Here is a 21,573-nt window from a genome sequence, read left to right on the forward strand (position 1 = left end):
CGACCGTGAAAACCTTGAAAGTTGGCGTCTGCCTGATGGCGGCCTTGATGTTGTGTGGCTGTAACCCGCTGATGACCGCCTCGGTGCGCAACCTCAAGTCGGCGGTGATCGGGCCGGACGAGCTGGACGTGAGCGCGGCCCAAGTGGCCGAGGTCAAGTACCCGCAAATCAAACTGACCACGCCGTCCGGCTCCGGGGTGCTGGCGCTGGTGCGCGAGCGGGAAGACCTGCAGTTCTGGGTCGCCTCCGGCAAACAGGTGTTGCTGCTGCGTGATGGCCTCGCCGTGCGCACCATCGGCCTCGGCGTCGACGGCGACCTGGACGGCACGCGGCTGGCGGACAACGCGCCGTTCAAACGCGGCCTGCATCAAGTCGCCGATGGCTTCACCAGTCAGCGCTGGATCGACCTGTACAAGGGCCAGGAAGTCGGTTTGATCGTCAACAGCCGGTTCTCCCGCCGAACCACGCAAACCCTGCACATTCTCGACAAGGAATACACCGTGCTGCGTGTCGACGAACGCATCGACGTCCCGGCCATCGGCCTGCGCGCGACCAACCATTACTGGGTCGATCCGCTGGACGGTTTCATCCTGCAGAGCGAGCAGCAACTGACCACGCAAATGCGTGTGCGCATCGTACAACTGACCCCTGATCGCAGGCATCTGCCGTGAAGCGCTGGCGGATGTTATCGGCGGGTTTGCTGTTGCTCAGCGGCGTCAGTCAGGCAGCGGTCACGGTCAGTGGTGATGTGGCCAACCCGGGGCCGGTGGAATTGCCGCCGGGCGGGCGCTTGCTCGACGTGATCAGCGTGGCGGTGCCGAATGCCGAAGGTTACTGGCTGGCCGGCGTGTTGCTGCGTCAGTCGTTGCTTGAGGAGCAGGCGCGTCTCAAGGCCGGGGTGTTGTTCGATCTCGATGTGTTGCAGCGCATGGCCTCGTTGTTTGACCGCCCGAGTCGCGCGGCGCTGGCGCTGCGCCTGGCCGAGCAGGTGCGGCAGATGCCGGTCACCGGGCGTCAGGTCGCGGACCTCGATCCGGTCGCGGTGGAAGTCGGTTTCGCGCGCAACATTCGTTTGGACGACGGCGATCGGCTGATCTACCCGAAACGGGTCGACGAGGTGCAAGTGTTGGGCGCGGTCGCCGAAACCTGTCACCTGCCTTATCAGCCGCTGCTGGAGGCGCGTGAGTACCTGGAAAGCTGCACGCCGTTGGACGATGCCGAGGCCGATTACCTGTGGCTGATCCAGCCCAATGGTGCGGTGCGGCGCGTGGGTATCGCGCACTGGAATCGCGAGAGCGGGCAGTTCCCGGTGGCCGGCAGCAAGATTCTGGTGCCGGTGAAAAACGATGATCTGGATCCGCCTGTTCCTGAACTGAATCAGCAGTTGGCCGAATTGATTGCCACGCAGCTGGCTGAGGTGGTTCGTTGAAGTTACGTGTTGCAGCTGTGTTGTTATTGCCGTGCGGTCTGGTGCATGCCGAGCCGCGTATTACTCAAAATGATTTCGGTGGCACCGGTTTGTTGCAGACACCGACCGCGCGCATGGCGCCGGCCGGCGAACTGAGCGTCAATGCCAACCGCACCGAGCCGTACAGCCGCTACAGCGTGTCGTTGCAACCGCTGGACTGGCTCGAAGGTTCGTTCCGCTACACCGCGATCACCAACCGGCCGTACGGCTCCGAGGCGCTGAGCGGCAGCCAGAGCTACAAGGACAAGGCGGTCGACGCCAAAGTCCGGCTGTGGCAGGAAAGCCACTGGGCGCCGGAAGTCGCGCTGGGCTTCCGAGACATCGGTGGTACGGGCCTGTTCTCCAGTGAGTTTTTCGTCGCCAACAAACGCTTCGACAATTTCGATTTCAGCGCCGGTATTGCCTGGGGTTACCTGGGTAATCGCGGCGACCTCGACAACCCGCTGGGCTACGTCAGTGATCGCTTCGATACCCGACCGGCTCTTGAAGGGACCGGTGACGTCAACTCCGGCTCGTACTTTCGCGGTCGGCCGTCGTTCTTCGGTGGTGTGAGCTATCAGACGCCGTGGGATCGACTCAGCCTGAAGCTCGAATACGAAGGCAACGATTACAAGCACGAGCCGAAGGACAACGTGATCAAGCAAGACTCGCCGATCAACTTCGGTGCGGTGTTCAAGGTGGCTGATTCGGTGGACGTCAGCGCGGCGTGGGAGCGGGGCAACACGGCGATGTTCGGCATCACCTTCCACACCAATTTCGTCAGCCGCAAGGCGCCGGCCAAGACCTACGACCCGACGCCGGAACCGCTGCCGGCGAAGATGCCGACCACGCCGATGGAACAGGTCAACTGGGCCGACGTGTCGCAACGTTTGCAGCAGAATGCCGGGTACAAGGTCGAGCGCATCAGTCAGCGCGATTCCGAGCTGATCGTATACGGCGAGCAGCAGCGCTACTTCCATTCGTCCAAGGCTGTTGGCCGCGCGAGCCGGATTCTCGACAACAGCGTGAACGACGACATCAACTGGTTCACCGTGGTCAACAAGCGCTACGACCTGCCGCTGGAAGAAACCAGCGTGCCACGCCAGACCTTCCGCGAAGTGATCAACAACGAGGAACCGCTGGAGTCGTTGCACCGCACCACCGAGATCAATCCGGCGATGCCGCACAACGAGAAAACCCTCTACAGCGAAGCGCCGCAGCACTTCAATTATGGCGTCGGCCTGGGCTTCAAACAGAACGTCGGCGGCCCGGATGGCTTGCTCTATCAATTCAGTGCTGATGCGGACGCGGAGTACCGCTTCAACCGCAATACCTGGTGGAACGGCTTGCTCAGTGCCAACCTGGTGAACAACTTCGACAAGTTCACCTACGACGCGCCGAGCGGCCTGCCGCGGGTGCGTACCGATTTGCGTCAGTACCTGACCACCTCGGAGGTGACCATGCCGTTATTTCAGGTCAGCCATGCCGAGCAGTTGGACAAGGACCTGTATGGCATGGTCTACGGCGGCTATCTGGAGTCGATGTTTGCCGGCGTCGGCGGTGAGGTGCTGTTCCGGCCGACCGGCGAGCGCTGGTCGGTGGGGGCGGATCTGAACTACGTGCGCCAGCGCGAGTTCGACCAGGGTTTCGGCCTGCGCGACTACTCGGTCTGGACCGGGCACATCACCGGCTACACCGATTTGCCGTACGACACACTGGCTGCAGTCAGCGTCGGTCGTTACCTGGCCGGCGACTGGGGCGGTACGCTGGACATCTCCCGCGAGTTCTTCAACGGCGTGCGCTTCGGTGCCTGGGCCACGATCACCACGGCTGGCAGTGCCGAGTACGGGGAGGGGAGTTTCGACAAGGGCATCTACCTGTCGATCCCGTTCGACGAAATGATGAGCATGTCGACCATGCGCCGCGCCAATCTGGTCTGGGCCCCTCTGACCCGTGACGGCGGCGCCAGGCTCAATCGCAGCTTCCAGCTGCACTCCATGACCGATAGCCGCGAGGGTGACATGTTCTACCGCAACTTCTCGAAGATTACCGAGTAAACCCGGAGCCTTCCTGGGACCTGTGGGGGCGGGATGAACTGAATATCCCGGATCCACCCCCAATCCCTGTGGGAGCGAGCCTGCTCGCGAAGGCGCCAGTCCATTCAAAACCCATGTTGCCTGACCCACCGCTATCGCTTGCAGGCAAGCTCCCACAGTGATTTTGTGGTGTGCCCGATAGGAGTGAACGCCGCCGGACCTTGTGGGAGCGGGCTTGCCCGCGAAGGCGTCGGCACTGCAACCATCGCAACCGCCTGACCCACTACCCAAATCCCGCCCACAAAAAAGGGGACTTTCGTCCCCTTGCGCTATCGCCTGGCTTGTCACCAGCCCATCAATAAATATCTTTCGACAACAGCGTAAACGGCGTCTTCACCAGGATCTTCAGATCCAGCCACAACGACCAGTTGTTGATGTAATGCAGGTCCATCTCCACCCGACGCTGCATCTTGTCGATGGTGTCAGTCTCGCCACGGCAGCCGCTGATTTGCGCCAGGCCGGTGATGCCCGGTTTGATTCGGTGACGAGCCATGTACGCGAGGATCTTCCCCGAGTAGTAGTGGTTGTGCGCGACAGCGTGAGGACGCGGGCCGACCAGGGCCATCTGCCCTTGCAGCACGTTGAACAACTGCGGCAGCTCATCCAGAGAGGTGCGGCGGATGAAGCGCCCGACGGCGGTAATACGCGAATCATTGCGGCTGGCCTGGATCACCTCGCGATCATCGTGCACGCGCATCGAGCGGAATTTCCACACCTGAATCACCTTGCCGTTCCAGCCGTGGCGATCCTGTTTGAAGAACACCGGCCCCGGCGAGTTGATCTTCACCGCCAACGCGATGAACAGCAGCACCGGGCTCAACAGAATGATCGCCAGCAGCGCCACGCCTTTTTCCACCAGACTTTTGCTCAGCGCAGCAGTAGGGCGGCTGGTCAGCGGGCTTTCGTTGAGGCAGATTGCCGGCAGACCATCCACGACCTTCACCGAGTGGTTGAGCAGGGTCAGACTGTTCAAGTCCGGCACCCAGACCACATCAACGTTGGCCCCGAGCAAATCGACGTACATCGCTTCGATTTTCGCCGCTTCCGCCAGCGGCAGGGTGATGTACAGACGGCGGATGTCATGATCCTTGATCAGTTGCAGCAGATCTTCCTGATCGCCAACCACCCGCGGTGCATCCGAATCCAGAACCGGTTTCGTGCCATTGCTGACCAAACCTACCAATGGCAGGTTTTCCACCAGACTGATCTTCTGCGCCAGGCCCAGCGCCAACTCACCCGTGCCGACAATCAGGGTTTTCTGCGCACTGGTGCGGGAGCGCTGGTAGTACTTGGAAAACGCATGCAGCGGCGCGTACAGCAGCGCCTGACCGAGGAAACCGTACACCGCCCAGCTCAGCGTCACTTCACGGGAAAACACCTCGTCGGCCTTGCACACGAACGCGATGCCGGCCAGCGCAAGCATGGTCATCGACCAGCCCATGAACAGACGTCCCAGACCCGTCAGGTAATTGTCCTGTTTGCGGTATACGCCGCTGAACGTGTACGCCGGTACCGAAGCCAGTACCGCCAGTGTTGCGCACAGGCGGTAATAGAACTCGACGGTGCCGGTATGGCGTTCAGCAAGTACGAACAACAGCGCGACAATGAAACCTTGCGCCAGCGCCCATTGGCCCCAGAAGGTAAGTCCCTTGAGGCCGTTATTTCGATTGATCCGTAGAGAGAGTTCCATGAGATATCCCCAGAAATACGTCCATTCAGGTTTCGACAGTTAAAGTCCGAGTTGCTAGATAGGCTTGTTGTTGTTATTGGACGAGTGTCCTGAGGTAACAACGTCGATAGGCCGAACTGTCGTCAATCAATAGACTAAGTTATTGCCGGAGAGGGTGTCTGACGAGTTCTAACAAGATGGCACTGTGCCAACTTTCAAATAGTCGAATACAAGGCTGTTAGAAAAGGTCGTGGAGCAAGGGGTGAATAAATGATGTTGTGTTTGTTACTGTAGGAGGGGTGGAGGCAGGGAACTTTTATTTACCAGGGAGGTGAAGTCAAACAGAGTGCTCTTGTTGTTTTTGTAATCGCACTGTTTTCTGTTTGTTTTGTTCGCGGAGAGCGTGCGTGTTTACGCAACGATTTCCTGGATGAGGCAATAACCGCGGTTTCTTACGGCACGGAACAATCGCTCTCCATTACTGGCGCTTTTGAACTTGTCCTGCAGGCGACTCAGGCACATCTCCAGGCCACGATATTGCTCCGGTTCACGGCCGATGCTGAGGATCAGATCGTCGCGGCTGACAACGCGCTCTTCGTGATGGAGCATTTTGCGCACCAGCGCGGTTTCCAGTCCGGTCAGGCTGATTTCGACGCCTTCCTTGATCAGGGCGCCTTGATCATCGTCCAGATGCCAGGTCGTGTTGCCAGTGGCAGCGTCTTCAATGGCGGCAATGCGGTTGTCGCTCTCTGCACTCTGAAACGGCTTCGCCGATTGTGCGGACAGCCATTCCGATTCGAGGGTGGCGAGGATGCGCTGGGTGTCGTGTTCAATCGTGCGGGCCACGTGTTTGCGGGTGCCGCTTGGGTAAGAGAACTCCATCAGCATGGGCGCGGAAGAGGGCGAAGTAGCACCTTCAATAAACATTTGTGCCTGAGACGTGCCAAACGAATTGAAGCGCTCGCTGGACAGAATGCTCTCAAGTTCACGCTGCGACGTTGTACTGTGAGTCACGACGACAAAATATTTTCTCGGGAGGGTTGTACTCGTTTCCATGTCTCTCTCCTAAAATGTGCACCAAAATGGGCGAAAAGATAAATCGGCAGGCGAGCAATGACTTCCTCGGAAGTAATCGACAGGCAGGGTCTGGGCTTAAAATGGCCCTCGATAAGTTCCACTCGTTCTGCTGCTATGTTGTGAAGTTTATTGTTATGGTTCGGTGTAGCCGTGCTCATTCAATGGCTTGATTATAATTAGATGTGAAGTACAACTAGAGCGGTATGGTTGCATATGACGATCCTTCGTAATTATGCAAAGAGGATGGCTGCCCGAGAGTCAGGCAGTCGATATCAGACCCCGCATCAGGCGATAGCCGTAGCCGCGGATGCTCTGAATCGCGTTCGTACCATACATGTCCTTGATTTTTCCACGCAAGCGGCTGATGGATTTTTCCAGCGCTCTCGGGTCGTAGAAATGGGTGTTGAGCCCCATGATGCTGGCGATTTCATCATGGCTGAGAATGTGATTGCTGGTCTGCGCAAAGGCTTCCAGGATCTTCATCTCGGCGAACGAGATGTCGAGTTTCTGACGGGGGCTGCCCAGCAGGCAGATACGCGTAGGGTCGAGTGTCAGATTGATATCCCGCTGCCATTCTTCACTGTTGAAGAACTCACCGAGCAACTCGTCGCCCTCGTCGGCAAGGGTATTGAGTTTGATACAGAAGTCGGCGCCGGCCAGAAAATACTTGATCTTGTTGAACGCGCCGCGACCGGTAATGACCGCGCAGATGATCGGCTTCAAGTTGTCGCTGCGCAGGCTTTCGATCAGCGCAAGATTGTCTTCCAGCGCTTGCGGAGTGTCGATAATGATGAAGATGGCGCGATACGGACCAGAAAGTTCATTGTTGAAGGAACTAGTGTACGAACCGGCCTCAAGTGCCATATCAGTGTGTACGTGCTTCGCGATCAGCGCCCTGAAATGTTCGGCCACGCCACGGGTACGACCCAGAGTAAGAACACCGGGTACGTCGTTCGTCGGGCGCGGACTTCTAGTCGCCAAGTTCCCTGAGAGCATCATGCATTGACTCGAATTAGGTGCTGACATCGGGATGTTAAAGCACCGGTTCTCATCTGTGACTGACAATTGGTAACATTCACGCGATTTTTAGACGTGGCTCCCGAGTTTTCTAACAATAATTAAGCATTTCAAGCTTTTAGTTGATTTTCTCGGGGCTGTGAACTAGTCGTTACATGGTGGCAATGTGGAATTGTGCCACTATTTTGAATCTATGGCGATGGCTTTATTCATGTCCAATTGCCACTGTTCACGATCCTGAGACAGTGTGAGCTGGTTCACACTTTATTGGCGAATCGAACTTTTTTCTACTATAGGCCTAAATATTTTTCGGGTAGTTCGTAGGCGGACGTTTATTAACATGGCTTGAGTGTGTCTTTTGATAAGACATATTCTCCGTCGCCTGATCAGGCAATGGGTGTCGCGTTATACCGATTGTTTAACTTCAGATACTCAATTCCTGAATACAGTTGACCGGTCGCTCAGCAAGAGCGCTCTGACGGAGGATTAATGGATTTCTGGACCTTTATCCAGGTGTTGATATTGGGCGCGGTAGAAGGCCTGACCGAGTTCTTGCCGATCTCCAGTACCGGCCACCAGATCATCGTCGCCGATCTGCTGGACTTCGGCGGTGAACGCGCGATGGCGTTCAATATCATCATTCAGCTGGGGGCGATCCTGGCCGTGGTCTGGGAGTTTCGCCCGAAGATCTTCGACATCGTCAAAGGCCTGCCCACCCAGCGCAATGCGCAACGTTTCACCCTTAATTTGTTGATTGCCTTTCTGCCGGCGGTGATCCTCGGCGTGCTGTTCGCTGACAAAATCCATCAATACCTGTTTAACCCGATCACCGTGGCCATGGCCTTGGTGGTGGGCGGCATCGTCATGTTGTGGGCGGAACAGCGCAGCCATGTGGTGAGCGTCGATCACGTCGACGACATGCGCTGGTCAGACGCGTTGAAAATCGGTTTCGTGCAATGCCTGGCAATGATTCCCGGCACGTCGCGCTCGGGCTCGACCATCATCGGCGGTTTATTGTTCGGCTTGTCCCGGAAAGCCGCCACAGAGTTCTCGTTTTTCCTCGCCATGCCGACCATGGTCGGCGCCGCGGTGTACTCCGGCTACAAATACCGTGACTTGTTCCAGGCCAGTGACTTGCCCGTGTTCGCCCTCGGATTCGTCATCGCCTTCATCTTCGCCATGATCGCCGTGCGCGGCCTGCTCAAATTCATCGCCAACCACAGTTATGCGGCGTTCGCCTGGTACCGGATCGCGTTTGGCTTGTTGATTCTGGCGACGTGGGTGTTTGGCTGGGTCAACTGGACGGAAGCGGCGGCGTGATCACTGACTGCTGATCAATGTCGCAACCGCGAGGTCGTTCAACGCCGAGTTGGGCGACTCTTGGCGGTAGTGCTGCAAGGCTGATGTGAAATACGCGGCTTGTAGCATGCCGTCGCTGGCGAGGTAATAGCGCGCCGCTTCGATTTCCTCTGGAGAGTAAACACGTTTCTTGAGTCTGGACACATCCGAGGTCGCATCGAACGAGGCCACCGTCGCCGTGAAAACCAGAAAGCCGGAAAGCTGAGTCGACTCAAAAGGACCACCGTCCCCCTTACCACACCCCTTCACAAAGTCGCAGGAGGCGACGGCGTTGGAAGAGATGGTCGAGATTAAAGCTAGGAGGATAAAACGCTTGAACGAAACACAGCGAAACGCGGGCATAAACAAAAGACATCCTGTCAGCACATCAAAACTCCGGGCAACGCTCATTCGTTGCCCGCACAGTCAAACCATCTATCAACGGCCTTGCAGCAACTCGCCAGCCTGATCCAGCAACGCCAGCGGATCCGTGGCCTTGTGAATGTCCACCGACAACAACTGGCGGAATTTACGCGCCCCCGGGAACCCGGTGCCCAACCCCAGCACATGCCGGGTGATGTGATGCATCGCACCGCCCGCCTGCAAATGCTCGGCAATATAAGGCCGCAACTGCGCCAGCGCCTCGGCACGGCTGATCACCGGTGCGCTGCTGCCGAACAACTGCTGATCTACCTCCGCCAGCAAATACGGATTGTGATAAGCCTCACGCCCGAGCATCACACCGTCAAAGGTCTGCAAATGCTCATGGCAGGCCTCCATCGTCTTGATCCCGCCGTTCAGCACAATCTCCAGCTCCGGAAAGTCCGCCTTCAACTGGGCCGTCACGTCATACCGCAACGGCGGAATATCGCGATTCTCCTTCGGCGACAACCCCTCCAGAATCGCAATCCGCGCATGCACGGTAAAACTGGTACACCCGGCATCCCGCACCGTACCGACGAAATCACACAACTCGGCGTAACTGTCCCGCCCATTGATCCCGATCCGATGCTTCACCGTCACCGGAATCGACACCGCATCGCGCATCGCCTTCACACAATCCGCCACCAACTGCGGATGCCCCATCAGGCACGCACCGATCATATTGTTCTGCACCCGATCACTCGGGCAGCCCACATTCAGGTTCACCTCGTCGTAACCATGCTCCTGGGCCATGCGCGCGCAAGCGGCCAGATCAAGCGGAACACTACCGCCGAGCTGCAGTGCCAGCGGATGCTCGGCTTCGTTGTGACGGAGGAAACGTTCGTGATCGCCGTTGAGGAGAGCGCCGGTGGTGACCATTTCGGTGTAGAGCAGGGCGTTCTTCGACAGGAGGCGTAGGAAGTATCTGCAATGCCTATCAGTCCAATCCATCATCGGGGCGACGGAGAAGCGGCGGGAGAGTGGGGCGGGTGTGGCGGTGATTGGGAACATTGGCGGTTCTGGATTGGGTGGGGCTGGGAGGTGGGGGAGTTTATCAGGAATGGGGGGCGGACGGGTTTGGTAGCTGGCGGAGGTCTATGCTCAAAAATTAGCTAAGCATTGGGGAATGCTTGGCAGTAATAAATCTACCCCCTTTTAATTGAAGAACTGATCGAAAACGATCACAAAAGGACGCTCATGAGCGGTAAATTTCGAATCAGCGTTGGTACCATCATTGCTCTTTTGACGCTTTCTAACAGCGCGCTTGCTGATAACTGCGAGTCAATCCTTTCGAAACTTTATGCGGAGCGTCACTTAACACTGGATAGGCAAACTGAAGGCAAACAGACAACGCACTTTCGTGATGGGCGATACATGACTTTGTCTCTTAGCTGCGCAACCGGCCTACCAAATGTTGCGATCTCATGGGACGGTCCGACCCCGGATCAGCAATTCTATGATCTAGTAGGAAGGGCAGGTAGTTTGGTTTCGACACGATCAGCCGCCGATATTATGAAATATTCGAAGCAGTGTAGGGCGCGGGCGCTTATTGATAGCGGAGAGATCGCTATGGTTGAGCAGAGAGGAGTTGCAATTGAGTGCCAAGCTTTCGTTCGTGACGGTGGTGGGACGATGATTTATATATTCTCTAAGTGAGGTCCGCTTTTGTGAGCGTTCCTGTCTAGAAGTTCTGATTGTCCTTGCCGTTTCTACGGAAGAACCGGAGGCGATGGCTTTGGGGCCGTGCCCGGGCATTGGGCAACTGGTGGGATCGGTGATGCGTGCGGCTGGCTTTGCCATGTTTGACTCCCTGTCAACGAATGAACCGGTGCCGACTTTATCAGACTTGCCTAGATCCGTGCCTTGGTACAGCGCCTTCAATTTAAACGGTTGAGATTCAGTCTGTTTAAAGCGTGGTGGTCAGCACGGATTCGTCCCTACACCACCTTGCGCCACCCCCTACACCTAAGACAGAATCCGCTGGCTTGTGCGTCTAGCTCGCGGGTTCTATCGTCCCTGTGTCACTGCAAACCAGTGATCGGGTTTGGTAGCCCGTTTCGTTTCTAGACTCATGGCATCACCGTGTGCAGTCCTTTCTCAGGGCTCCGATTTCATGGTGGTCATGCGTGGGGCTCATTCGTGGGCGCCGGGTTCTAGTGCGACCGGTCTACCAACCCGCGTATGGCCGCCACCTATCGTTTGGTAGCGAGGGTGATGGCTCCTTTTAGTATTCGCACTAGAGGCTCCATCCATGTTCAAACCAACACCCAACCCACCAGAAACCAACCCCGCATCCCCCTACGAATCCCTCGATTCCCGCAAACTCCACGAAGCCGCCGAGCGCGCCCTCGATCACTACCTCACCCCGGCAAACCAGATCATGGCCAGCGGTGATCAATCCAGACCGATGTTCCTCGCCAACCCGGCCTACGACACTGAATCCCTGCTCGCCAATGCCAGTGAATCCCTGGGTTCCGCCACGACCATGCTCAACGATTTCGCAGCGTTGCTGGATGTCTCGCACCGCAAGACGCTGCTGGGCATTGCGCAGGTGGTGATGTTGGGGGGGTTGGCGGTGAATCAGGCGTTGGATAACGTCGAGCTCAAAGCGTAGATCGCTGCCCTCCGTGGCGAGCGGCGGGGTCGCGGAGGGCGCTCAGTCGATGCGCAAAACAACCGCCGAAAATGGCGGATTTCAGCCTGTTTTCGCAGCAATAGCGATGTGCCACAAAAAAATGATGGCAATGCGTCATCACGCGCTCAAAAAAGTTCAACGATTATACAAAAATATAAAGTTGTACAACTTTTCCCAAAATTTATAGCATCCGTTCCAACACCTTTGCTGAAACGATAAATCCAGCGTCAGTCCTGGATTTGTCCGCTGGTGCGTGGGCCGTCGGTACGGCTTTTCGCGTCAGGTTGTTGCAGCCGGGTCAGTGGAAGCTGCCCGTATTTCGCCCAGGACGACGACCCCGAATATGAGCGGTAACTCCGGTTATCAGAGATCTATTTTTTGTGCCTGACGTTGAATCGCGTCAGGGCGTTAGAGGCTGAACATGGCAGAAGCATCGAGTTTTCTGGGCAACATCAAGGTTTCTCGAAAGTTGGGGGCCGGGTTTGGCGTTCTGTTGCTGGCGGTGGGGGCGGTGGCCTTCATTGGCTACAGCAGCAGCAATGTGTTGGTGGATCGCCTGGACACCACGCGTTTGATCGGCACGCTCAACGATGCGTCGCAGGACATGCGGTTGTCGGAGAAGCAGTACGAAGCGGCGGCGGATGCGGCGTTTGCCGAGGCTTATCAGTCGCGGCTGACGGTGTTGCAAGGGCTGATCGCCAAGGCCTTGCAGACCCTGACGCGGGCGGAAAACCAGCAGGCCTTGAAGCGTTTGCAGGACACCACGCTGGCTTACGATCAGCAGGTCAAGCGCTTGGTCGAGGCGGACAAGGCGACCAGCGATGCGCTGAAACCGTTGGGAGCGATGTCGGACAAGTACGCCGAGACCTTCAACAGGCTGTTCGAGAGCGCCACGGCCAGTGCGTTGGCGTCAGCCGACAGCGCGCGGGTGGCGGACTTGCGCACGGTGGCGGATCTGCGCAATGGCATGACGCTGTTTCGGCTGATGTTGCGGCGTTATATCGCCGTGCCGAGTGAGGCCAACAAGAAGGTGCTGCTGGACACCACCGATGCGTTCCTGACGGACATGAGCAAGGCGCGCAGCGGGTTGCCGGCGGCCCTGTCGAGTCAGCTTGAAGAAGCGCAGGCCGGGATCCGGCGTTATCGCGAGGTGCTGCTGGAGGTTGCCGCGCTGTTCGAGCAGAAGCAGAGCTTGCGCCAGCAGGTGGATCAACAAAGCCAGGCGATGGACAGCATCATGACCGGCCTGATGGACACCCAGCAGCGTCTGGCGCGGGACGATCAACATCGTGCGTTTATCCAGATTGCCGTGCTGACGGTGCTGGCGCTGGTGGTCGGTTTGTTGGCTGCAGTGCTTATTTCGCGGCAGATCACCGGGCCGCTGGCGTTGACGGTGGAGCTGGCGCGGCGGATTGCCAAAGGTGATCTGACGGTGCAAGCCAAATCCAGCCGCAAGGATGAGTTGGGCGATCTGCAAAACGCGATGCAGGACATGGCGCAAAGTCTGAACACGCTGGTGCAGGGGATCGGTAACGGCGTGACGCATATTTCGACGTCGGCCGAGAAGCTTTCGGCGATGAGCGAGCAGACCAGCGCCGGTGTGCGCCAGCAGAAGGTCGAGGTCGATCAGGTCGCCACGGCGATGCACGAAATGGCCTCGACGGTGCAGGAGGTCGCGCGCAACACCACCGACGCGTCCGCCGCCGCAACTCTGGCCGATCAGCAGGCACGTCACGGCAGCGCGGTGGTCAAGCAGGCGACTGTGCAGATCAGCGAACTGTCGGTGGCAATCGAGGACCTGGGCGCGGCAATGAACGTGCTGTCCCAGGACAGTGAGCAGATCGGCAAGGTCATCGATGTGATCAAGGCTGTCGCCGAGCAGACCAACCTGTTGGCGCTGAACGCGGCGATTGAAGCGGCGCGGGCGGGGGAGCAGGGCCGTGGTTTTGCGGTGGTTGCCGATGAAGTGCGCTCGCTGGCGCAGCGCACCCAGGATTCGACCAAGGAAATCGAAGCGCTGATTGTCACCTTGCAGCAGGGCACGCAAGCGGCCTCTACACTGATGACATCCAGCCGCGAACGCACGCTGGACACCGTGGTGCTGGCGCAGAAGGCCGAACAGGCGATCACCGAGATCAACCAGTCGATCGGCACGATCCAGCAAATGAGCCTGCAGATTTCCGCCGCCGCCGAGCAGCAAAGTGCGGTGGCTGATGAGATCAATCGCAGCATCGTCAGTGTGCGCGATGTGGCTGATCAGTCGGCCGTCGCCAGCGAAGAAAGTGCTTCTGCGACCCTTGAGCTGGCGTCGCTGGGGCAAGACCTGCAACGCATGACGGCGCATTTCCGCACCTGATGGCATTTCGCAATGAACTTGGCCGGAATTGACCGGTCAGCCTGTATAAGCGGGGGCCGCCAAGCGGCGCCACCCGGTCCGTGCAGTGATTTTTTTCTGGGCCATGGATGGTTGCAACCCGCTCTCAGGGGGCGTCATGACCAATACACCAATTTTCCCCCAGCCCAGCGGGGGGTGCCAAGGATGCCGGCAAAAAGGCGAGGCCGACATGGCGTTCTCCTTCGCGTTCCAGCCGATTGTCGATGTGCGTGATCAATCGACCTTCGCCCACGAGGCGCTGGTCCGTGGCGTGCAGGGCGAAGGGGCGCTGTCGGTGCTGCAGCAGGTCGATGACCAGAACCGCTATCGCTTCGATCAATTGTGCCGCGTGCGGGCGATCTCCACCGCCGCGCAGTTGGGCCTCACCGGTTTTCTCTCGATCAACTTTTTGCCCAATGCGGTTTATCGCCCGGATCTGTGCATTCGCAGCACGCTGGAGGCGGCGCGTGCGCATGCGTTTCCGCTTGAGCGGCTGATCTTCGAAGCGGTCGAGGGTGAGCACGTTGAAAGCAACAAGCACTTGATGAACATCCTGCGCGAGTATCGCGAGTTTGGCTTCAAGACCGCCATCGATGACTTCGGTGCGGGGTATTCCGGGTTGAATCTGCTGGCGGACTTTCAACCGGATCTGATCAAACTGGACATGGCGCTGATTCGCGGTATTCACCGCGACCGCGTACGTCAGTCGATTGTGCGGGGCGTGGTGGGCATGTGTACCGAACTGGGGATCGAGGTGATTGCCGAGGGCATCGAGCACCCGGAGGAGCGGGATTTCCTGGCCGATTGCGGGATTTATCTGATGCAGGGATTCTGGTTCGCCAAACCGGCGTTCGAGGCGATGGCGCAGATTCCTGCCGGGGCGTGGCGGACGGTTTGATGCGAAGCTGAACCCGTGCTGTCGATCAGCCAGGTTTCATCTTGCCGGGTGCGGTGAACGCCTAGGATGCTTGCACAAGATCATCCCAAGGGGAGCCGTACCATGCGCGCCGCTGTTGTCAAAGTGCTGTTGATCGCTGCAACTGTTTCGGTATTGAGTGCCTGTTCGGGCGCCGGTGGCTTGACCACCACCAGTTGTTTTTCTGCGGATTGTCAGTCGCCCGAAGGGCGCAGTCATACCACGACCCTGAAGTTTGGCGGCAACAGCATTGGCAGCAGCTTGAATCAGTACAGCTCCGGGATGTTGCATGATGATTGATCAAAATCGAGGCTGAACCTGTGGCGAGGGAGCTTGCTCCCGCTGCGGCGCGAAGCGGCGCCTCAAAAGAAGGCCTGCTGCGCAGTCCAGCGGGAGCAAGCTCCCTCGCCACAAATGTTTGTGCCTGGAAGATTACTGCGGCACTGCCAGCCACTCACCAATGACCTTCTGATAACTGCCAGTGACTTTGCTCAGATGCAGCCACTGATCAACGTACAGTTTCCAGCTGATGTCATCACGCGGCAGCAGATAAGCCTTTTCCCCGTACTGCATGTATTGGTGCGGATTCACTGCGCACAACCCCGGTTTGAGTTTCTGCTGATACAGCGCTTCCGAGGCGTCGGTGATCATCACGTCGGCCTTGTTGTCGAGCAGTTGCTGGAAGATCGTCACGTTGTCGTGCAGGGCCAGTTGGGCCTTGGGCAGGAAGGCGTGGACGAAGGCTTCGTTGGTGCCGCCGGCCGGTTCCACCAGGCGCACGTCTGGCTGGTTGATCTGCTCGATGGTCTGGTATTTGGCCTGCTCTGCGCAGCGCACCAGCGGGATCTTGCCGTCGCTGTCGAGGGTGTTGCTGAAGAAGGCTTTTTTCTGCCGTTCCAGCGTCACCGAAATGCCGCCCATGCCGATGTCGCACTTGCCGGCCTGCATGTCCGGCATCAGGGTTTTCCAGGTGGTCTGCACCCACTCGACTTTGACCCCGAGGCTGTCGGCCAGCGAGCGCGCCATGGCGATGTCGATGCCTTCAAATTCGCCGTCGGCGCGCTTGAAGGTGTAGGGCTTGTAGTCGCCGGTGGTGCAGACGCGCAGTTGGCCTTGTTGCTGGATGCTGTCGAGGTGCGAAGTGGCTTCCTGGGCTTGCACACCTGCGGCCAGGGTCAGCGCGCCGCAAAGGATCATCGTGCTTTTTAGAATAGTCATGAACATCGGGCTTCTGCAGAGGACGGTGAGCCAGTGTAGTGAAAGGCCTTCGCGGGTGTCATCCCGCGTCCGGACTCAACGTGCCGAGCCACGCCACCAGCGCCACGATCAGCAGGGCCATGCCCAGTTCCAGCAGCACACTGCGCCTGAGTGCGTTCGCCGCGATGACGTACTGTCCATCGCGTAGTGATCGCGCCAGCGCCGGCCCGAGGTGGAAGCGGTTCAGCGCGGCCAATACCAGCATCCCGGCAAACAGCACAACCTTGATCGCCAGCAACACACCGTAAGTGCCGAGCAGCACGTCATCCAGCCTCGGGCCGACGATGAACAGGTAATTCACCACGCCGCTCACCAACAGCGTCAGCACAATCGTCGCGCCGACCCATTCGAAGCGTTTCACCGCCTCAGCCAGCAGGCGAATCCGCGCTTCATCCACACGACCCCGCGCCAGCAACACCAGCGCCAGCATCCCCCCCAACCACGCACCCGCCGCCAGCAGATGCAGGATGTCGCTGAGGAAATGCCAGAATCGCAGCGAGCCCTCGTCCATGGCCCCATGCCCACTCCACGCAAGGGAGCTGAGGACAACCGCGCCGGCCGTCGACGCGAGCCACATCCCCGGCTGAATCAGCACCACGATCAGCGCAATCATGCGCAGCGCCCACGCCAGCCCGACGTCCGTTTCCAGCAGCATCATCTGCAGATGCGGCCAGAGTGCGGCGAGTTCGGTTTCGCCACTCATGGTGCTCGTCATCAGCACCAGTCCAGCCACTGACAGCAGTGCCCCGATCAACGCCAATCCACGCAGCATCGGGCCAGACCGCAGGTCGGCGTTGGCGCTGTACAGCGTAAACAACCCCACCCCGAACAACAGCAGCAAATCCACATACAACGCCAGGCGCAGAATGATGTTGATCAGTTCAGCCATCGCTCACTTCACTTTGAACGTGACGTTGCCGGTGATCGGGTGCGTGTCGGACGACACCGCGCGCCACTCGACCTGGTAGGTGCCGGCGGGCAACGGCGCGAGCGGGGTGACGAGCATGGATTTCGGGTCGCTACCAGCGCTGACTCTGGCCTTCATCGGCATCGGTGAATGGGCCATGCCGGGCATCTCGGTCATCACCAGTTTGGCGCCGGAGAACCGGGTCAACAGGTTTTCGGAAAAGTGCAGCTCGATCGTGTCCGGCGCTGCGCCGTCAGCACCGTCGGCCGGGGTTGATGACAGCAGTTTCGGGTGGGCCTGGGCGAGGGTGCTCAAGAGCAATCCGCTGGCGAGTGCCAAGGTGATATTCAATGTGCGCATGCAAGACTCCGGGTTGTTTTTTAATGGGATTCAAAACCACAGCCGCACACCGAGCACGAGGCGTGCTTCGCTGCGACTTTCGCCTTCTTCGCGGGCGTAATCGGCGGTGTTGCCGTAGGTGCGGTTCCACGTCACGCCGAGGTACGGCGCAAATTCGCGGCGGATTTCGTAGCGCAGGCGCAGGCCGGCTTCAGTGTTCGACAGGCCGGAACCAAGGCCTCGTTGCGGGTCGTTTTCGCCGTAGACGTTGAGTTCGACGGTCGGCTGCAGGATCAGCCGGTTGGTCAGCAGAATGTCGTAGTCGCCTTCCAGCCGCAGCGCACTTTGTCCGCCTTCACCGAGAAACGCCGTGGCCTCGGCTTCGAAGTTGTACAGCGCCATGCCCTGCAGACCGAACGCGGCCCAGGTTTGCGCTGCGCCGGGTTTGAAGTCCTGACGCACGCCGCTGACCACGTCCCACCACGGCGAAATCGCATGGCCCCACAATGCCTGGAGCTCGGCGTCCTCGGTCTTGCCGTTGCTGCGTTCGCCTTCGGAGCGCAGCCACAGGCGATCGATGTCGCCGCCGATCCAGCCGGACAGATCCCAGGCCAAAGCGCTGCCGTCATCGGCGTTTTGCCATTCAAGTTTGTCGGCGAGGAAGTAGCTGTTGATCGCGCTGTCATGCACCTGATGGCCGCCGGGGCTGGCGAACACGGCGGCGCGGTCGGCGTCGGTCAGCGCCGGGATCGGCGTGCGGCTTTCAGTGGGTGCGGCAGGCTGCATCATGCCGTCGTCCATGCTTTGCATCGAGTGATCCATGCCGGGCATCTGGCTGTGATCCATGCCTTGCATGTCGTTGGCGGCCATGACGGAGGTGCCGATGAACAACACGGAGAACGCTGCAAATCGAGTCATCATCAGCCCCTTCATTCTTCCACCCGCACTTCGCGGAACATGCCCGTTTCCATGTGATAAAGCAGATGGCAGTGATAGGCCCAGCGGCCCAATGCATCGGCCGTGACCCGGTAGCTGCGACGGGTGCCGGGAGGCATGTCGATGGTGTGTTTGCGCACCTGGAAGTTGCCGTTTTCGTCTTCCAGATCGCTCCACATACCGTGCAGATGGATGGGGTGGGTCATCATCGTGTCGTTGACCAGCACCAGACGGATGCGCTCGCCGTACTTGAGGCGCAGCGGTTCGGCATCGGAGAACTTGATGCCGTTGAACGACCAGGCGAACTTCTCCATGTGCCCGGTCAGGTGCAGCTCGACCGTGCGCCCGGGATCGCGGCCGTCCGGGTCGTCGAAGGTGCTGCGCAGGTCGGCGTAAGTCAGCACGCGACGACCGTTGTTGCGCAGCCCGAGGCCGGGGTCGTCGAGTTTCGGTGTGGGGGTCATGGCTTGCATGTCCACCAGCGGGTTGTCTTTTTCGCTGGCGGGGTGCGATTGCATCGGGCCCATCGCCGAGTGGTCCATGCCCGCCATGTCGCTCATGTCCATCGAGCCGTGGTCCATGCCACCCATGCCCATGTCGTCCATGGTCACCAGTGGGCGCGAATCCAGCGCTGGCACCGGGGCCGTCAGACCGGCGCGGGACGCGAGGGTGGCGCGGGCGTAACCGCTGCGGTCCATGGCCTGGGCGAACAGGGTATAAGCGTCGGCGGCGGGCTCGACGATCACGTCGTAGGTTTCCGCCACCGCGATGCGCAGTTCATCGACGCTGACCGGTTTGACGTGCAAACCGTCCGCCGCCACCACGGTCATTTTCAGCCCGGGTATGCGTACGTCGAAGTAGGCCATGGCCGAGCCGTTGATCAGGCGCAGGCGCAGTTTTTCGCCGGGGCGAAACAGGCCGGTCCAATTCGAGTCAGGGGCGTGGCCGTTGATCAGGAAGGTGTAGGTGGCGCCACTGACGTCGGCGATGTCGGTGGGGTTCATCTTCATTTGCGCCCACATCGTGCGGTCGGCGACGGTGGCACTCCAGCCTTTGTCGCTGACGTCGTCGATAAAATCGCTGACGGTGCGCTTGTGGTAGTTGTAATAGTCGGACTGCTTTTTCAGGGTTTTCAGCAGGCTGGCCGGGTCATCGTCGGTCCAGTCGCTGAGCATCACCACGTAGTCACGGTCGTAGTGGAACGGCTCCGGTTCTTTCGCATCGATCACCAGCGGCCCGTAGACCCCGGCCTGTTCCTGCAAGCCGGAGTGGCTGTGATACCAGTAAGTGCCGTGCTGTCGCACCTTGAACTGGTAGACATACACGCCGCCCGGTTCGATGCCGTGAAAACTCAGACCCGGCACGCCGTCCATGTTGGCCGGCAGCAGGATGCCGTGCCAGTGAATCGAAGTGCTGTCCTTGAGCCGATTACGCACCCGCAGCGTCACCGTGTCGCCTTCGCGCCAGCGCAACAGCGGACCGGGCAGGCTGCCATTGATGGTCAGCGCAGTGCGCGGGCTGCCGGTGAAGTTGACCGGGGTTTCGCCGATGAACAGCTCGAACTCGCTGCCGCTCAGTTCATTGATCTGCCCTGGCCCGCTCAGCGCCCAGACCGGCGCGCGCCACAGACCGAGGCCGCCGAGCAGGCCGCCGGCGGCCAAGCCTTTGACGAAGGTGCGTCTTGAAGTGTTGGAAGGCATGCGCTGGAAGTCCCCGTTTGAAACATGACGGGGAGGCTAACCAGCGCTGGCTTTCAGTTGGCTGAGAGGGGGATTACAGTTTTGACAGGTTCAGCCGTCTGCTCGCTCAAGCGTTTGAATTCCAGCGCGCGTGGTGATGCGTGAATGGGTTTTAAAACAGCTGAGCGCAAGTGCTCCCAGCCCACGACGTGTTCAGCGCGCTGTTGCCAGGTGAGCGCACGGGCTAGCCCGGGGCGCAACGGTTTTTGGGTCACCTTGCTGTTGCGCGTCGCGATGCAAAAGTGTGTGTAGCGAGGCAAGTCATACAGGTTCAAGCGTTGCAGATCTCTGGAGCACAGCAGCAAGATGTCGCCGAAAGCAAACAGTGGAAATGCCGTGACTTCGATCTTTTTCTTGTCATTGAGTCTGGTGCGCCACTGTCTGTTATCCACATCGCTCAGGCTGATGTTTTCATCCAGAATGAAACGCGCCGGCATTTGACGGATAGCCAGATTTCCGGCGGCTGCGTAGGTGATGCTCGGCATTGCCCCGGGCCACGCCACAAGATACATGCTGAACAACCCCAGAGCGGCCGCGATTCCATAAGTAATACGCCAGAAAACATGGCCCTTGCTGATGTAAAAGATGAAAACAGGGAAAAGACTGAAAGTGAGTGTGCCGAGGGAAAACAGCCCAACAGCTGATACAGCTTCAGTCGTATCTTCGCCGACGTAAGTGGTGATGATCAGCAAGGCAGGAAGTGAGGCGCATAGAACGGTAAAGCCGACGATCCCGCCAATAAAGAGTCGAAAGACTTCTTTCCTCCAGCTCACCCATCCTTCGGTATTTTCGTTGAAAATCTTACGAAAGGGCTTGATCAGGAAAAGCGCGAAGTAGACGAGCAGGGTTACCAGAAAAACAATCAGCATCGAATATCCGGCACTGAGTTTGTTTGAGAACCTGAACAACAGAATGGTGAAAGTGCAGAAACCAAAGAACAGCGGAAGCACCAACCAGCTCGCGATCCGACTGTGTCTGTCGGGGACCTTGGCGAACATCGAGACGGTAACGCCGTAGAGCAAGGCGCTGGAAGATAGGACAATCAGGTAGCTCACCATGATCATCGCGATCAGTAGAAGCCAGATGGCAAGCGCTGACTTGGCATCGCTACCGGCCAGAAAAAGGTCTGTACGACCAATCGCGCGGGTGTAGGCGTACAACCCAAGGATCGCCAGCCCTGCACCGAGGAAGCCCAGCGTGACGGTGATCTGGCTCCAGTAATCAAGAACCCGTTTGAAATTGCGTTTAAAGAATTGCGTCAGCGGCGATACGGTCAAAGCATCCATGCGGTCAGGTTTTCCATCGGGTTGGACTAGTGGTCCTGTAGCGACAAACGGCCAGAATTCTTTAGGAAGTCTGGCCGTTGAGTGTGGCGGATTGAACCGGCAGTGTCGATTTTGACA

General features: G+C 58.7%; 20 protein-coding genes and 1 pseudogene. 10 read left to right on the plus strand and 11 right to left on the minus strand.

Annotation, left to right across the window (positions count from 1 at the left end; genetic code table 11):
* Positions 1-5 precede the first annotated feature (5 nt).
* Genes ACM6HV_RS19270 through ACM6HV_RS19280 form a run of 3 tightly spaced genes read left to right on the plus strand, consistent with a single transcriptional unit; the run spans position 6 to position 3,504 of the window.
* Complete coding sequence (locus ACM6HV_RS19270; RefSeq protein ID WP_414905030.1) at positions 6-671, plus strand: YjbF family lipoprotein; 666 nt, start codon at positions 6-8, stop codon at positions 669-671.
* Entirely contained in the window at positions 668-1,429 is a 762-nt protein-coding gene (locus ACM6HV_RS19275; RefSeq protein WP_414905031.1) for a capsule biosynthesis GfcC family protein, read from the plus strand. The genes ACM6HV_RS19270 and ACM6HV_RS19275 overlap by 4 nt, the downstream gene beginning before the upstream one ends.
* Positions 1,426-3,504, plus strand: coding sequence for a YjbH domain-containing protein (locus ACM6HV_RS19280; protein WP_198758575.1), 2,079 nt, complete (start codon positions 1,426-1,428; stop codon positions 3,502-3,504). Before ACM6HV_RS19275 ends, ACM6HV_RS19280 begins: the two co-directional genes overlap by 4 nt.
* Positions 3,505-3,838: 334 nt before the next feature.
* Here the strand turns inward: ACM6HV_RS19280 and ACM6HV_RS19285 are convergent, their stop codons facing one another.
* From ACM6HV_RS19285 to ACM6HV_RS19295, 3 genes are all read right to left on the minus strand, one after another.
* On the minus strand, positions 3,839-5,233 hold the full coding sequence (locus ACM6HV_RS19285) for an undecaprenyl-phosphate glucose phosphotransferase (protein WP_047293104.1): 1,395 nt from the start codon (positions 5,231-5,233) through the stop codon (positions 3,839-3,841).
* A 390-nt stretch (positions 5,234-5,623) separates the two neighbouring features.
* Positions 5,624-6,268: a winged helix-turn-helix domain-containing protein gene (locus tag ACM6HV_RS19290; protein ID WP_414905032.1), complete on the minus strand. Its 645-nt coding sequence runs from the start codon at positions 6,266-6,268 to the stop codon at positions 5,624-5,626.
* Positions 6,269-6,547: 279 nt separating this feature from the next.
* Positions 6,548-7,288: a winged helix-turn-helix domain-containing protein gene (locus ACM6HV_RS19295; RefSeq protein WP_414905033.1), complete on the minus strand. Its 741-nt coding sequence runs from the start codon at positions 7,286-7,288 to the stop codon at positions 6,548-6,550.
* Between the two features lie 507 nt (positions 7,289-7,795).
* Here ACM6HV_RS19295 and ACM6HV_RS19300 point away from each other — a divergent pair.
* Positions 7,796-8,626, plus strand: a complete 831-nt coding sequence (locus ACM6HV_RS19300) for an undecaprenyl-diphosphate phosphatase (RefSeq protein ID WP_414905034.1) — start codon at positions 7,796-7,798, stop codon at positions 8,624-8,626.
* On the opposite strand, the gene ACM6HV_RS19305 is transcribed toward ACM6HV_RS19300, so the two are convergent.
* Together ACM6HV_RS19305 and dusA are read right to left on the minus strand one after the other, a co-directional pair.
* Positions 8,627-9,007, minus strand: a complete 381-nt coding sequence (locus tag ACM6HV_RS19305) for a DUF2388 domain-containing protein (protein WP_414905035.1) — start codon at positions 9,005-9,007, stop codon at positions 8,627-8,629.
* 75 nt (positions 9,008-9,082) lie between these two features.
* The gene (gene dusA / locus ACM6HV_RS19310) at positions 9,083-10,078 is read right to left on the minus strand and encodes a tRNA dihydrouridine(20/20a) synthase DusA (RefSeq protein WP_414905036.1); all 996 of its coding nucleotides are present in this window, start codon (positions 10,076-10,078) and stop codon (positions 9,083-9,085) included.
* 186 nt (positions 10,079-10,264) lie between these two features.
* Between dusA and ACM6HV_RS19315 the strand changes: the two genes are divergently transcribed.
* The 6 genes and pseudogenes from ACM6HV_RS19315 to ACM6HV_RS19340 all read left to right on the plus strand — a co-directional run bounded on the left by ACM6HV_RS19315 (position 10,265) and on the right by ACM6HV_RS19340 (position 15,292).
* Positions 10,265-10,723 carry a hypothetical protein gene (locus tag ACM6HV_RS19315; protein WP_414905213.1) on the plus strand — a complete coding sequence of 153 codons (459 nt, stop codon included), beginning with the start codon at positions 10,265-10,267 and terminating at the stop codon, positions 10,721-10,723.
* A gap of 595 nt (positions 10,724-11,318) precedes the next feature.
* Positions 11,319-11,681, plus strand: coding sequence for a DUF6124 family protein (locus ACM6HV_RS19320; protein ID WP_414905037.1), 363 nt, complete (start codon positions 11,319-11,321; stop codon positions 11,679-11,681).
* Positions 11,682-12,123: 442 nt separating this feature from the next.
* A pseudogene (locus tag ACM6HV_RS19325) lies at positions 12,124-13,200 on the plus strand (methyl-accepting chemotaxis protein); the annotation flags it as partial.
* A 78-nt stretch (positions 13,201-13,278) separates the two neighbouring features.
* Positions 13,279-14,058: a methyl-accepting chemotaxis protein gene (locus ACM6HV_RS19330; RefSeq protein WP_414905211.1), complete on the plus strand. Its 780-nt coding sequence runs from the start codon at positions 13,279-13,281 to the stop codon at positions 14,056-14,058.
* Positions 14,059-14,194: 136 nt separating this feature from the next.
* On the plus strand, positions 14,195-14,974 hold the full coding sequence (locus tag ACM6HV_RS19335; protein WP_414905038.1) for an EAL domain-containing protein: 780 nt from the start codon (positions 14,195-14,197) through the stop codon (positions 14,972-14,974).
* Positions 14,975-15,076: 102 nt separating this feature from the next.
* Positions 15,077-15,292, plus strand: a complete 216-nt coding sequence (locus tag ACM6HV_RS19340) for a hypothetical protein (RefSeq protein ID WP_414905039.1) — start codon at positions 15,077-15,079, stop codon at positions 15,290-15,292.
* Positions 15,293-15,424: 132 nt separating this feature from the next.
* Here the strand turns inward: ACM6HV_RS19340 and ACM6HV_RS19345 are convergent, their stop codons facing one another.
* The 6 genes from ACM6HV_RS19345 to ACM6HV_RS19370 are packed head-to-tail and all read right to left on the minus strand — an operon-like array spanning position 15,425 to position 21,456.
* Positions 15,425-16,210 carry a transporter substrate-binding domain-containing protein gene (locus ACM6HV_RS19345; RefSeq protein ID WP_145595006.1) on the minus strand — a complete coding sequence of 262 codons (786 nt, stop codon included), beginning with the start codon at positions 16,208-16,210 and terminating at the stop codon, positions 15,425-15,427.
* Between the two features lie 58 nt (positions 16,211-16,268).
* Positions 16,269-17,138: a copper homeostasis membrane protein CopD gene (gene copD, locus ACM6HV_RS19350; RefSeq protein ID WP_145595008.1), complete on the minus strand. Its 870-nt coding sequence runs from the start codon at positions 17,136-17,138 to the stop codon at positions 16,269-16,271.
* Positions 17,139-17,141: 3 nt separating this feature from the next.
* Positions 17,142-17,516, minus strand: a complete 375-nt coding sequence (gene copC, locus ACM6HV_RS19355; RefSeq protein WP_145595010.1) for a copper homeostasis periplasmic binding protein CopC — start codon at positions 17,514-17,516, stop codon at positions 17,142-17,144.
* Between the two features lie 30 nt (positions 17,517-17,546).
* Complete coding sequence (locus ACM6HV_RS19360; RefSeq protein ID WP_414905040.1) at positions 17,547-18,413, minus strand: copper resistance protein B; 867 nt, start codon at positions 18,411-18,413, stop codon at positions 17,547-17,549.
* 11 nt (positions 18,414-18,424) lie between these two features.
* Positions 18,425-20,131 (minus strand): copper resistance system multicopper oxidase, encoded by a 1,707-nt coding sequence (locus ACM6HV_RS19365; protein ID WP_414905041.1) that lies wholly within the window; start codon positions 20,129-20,131, stop codon positions 18,425-18,427.
* A gap of 53 nt (positions 20,132-20,184) precedes the next feature.
* Positions 20,185-21,456, minus strand: coding sequence for a hypothetical protein (locus ACM6HV_RS19370; RefSeq protein WP_414905042.1), 1,272 nt, complete (start codon positions 21,454-21,456; stop codon positions 20,185-20,187).
* Positions 21,457-21,573: the final 117 nt, after the last annotated feature.

Source organism: Pseudomonas sp. IT-P260 (assembly GCF_949768395.1).
GTDB classification, from domain to species: Bacteria; Pseudomonadota; Gammaproteobacteria; order Pseudomonadales; family Pseudomonadaceae; genus Aquipseudomonas; species Aquipseudomonas parakoreensis.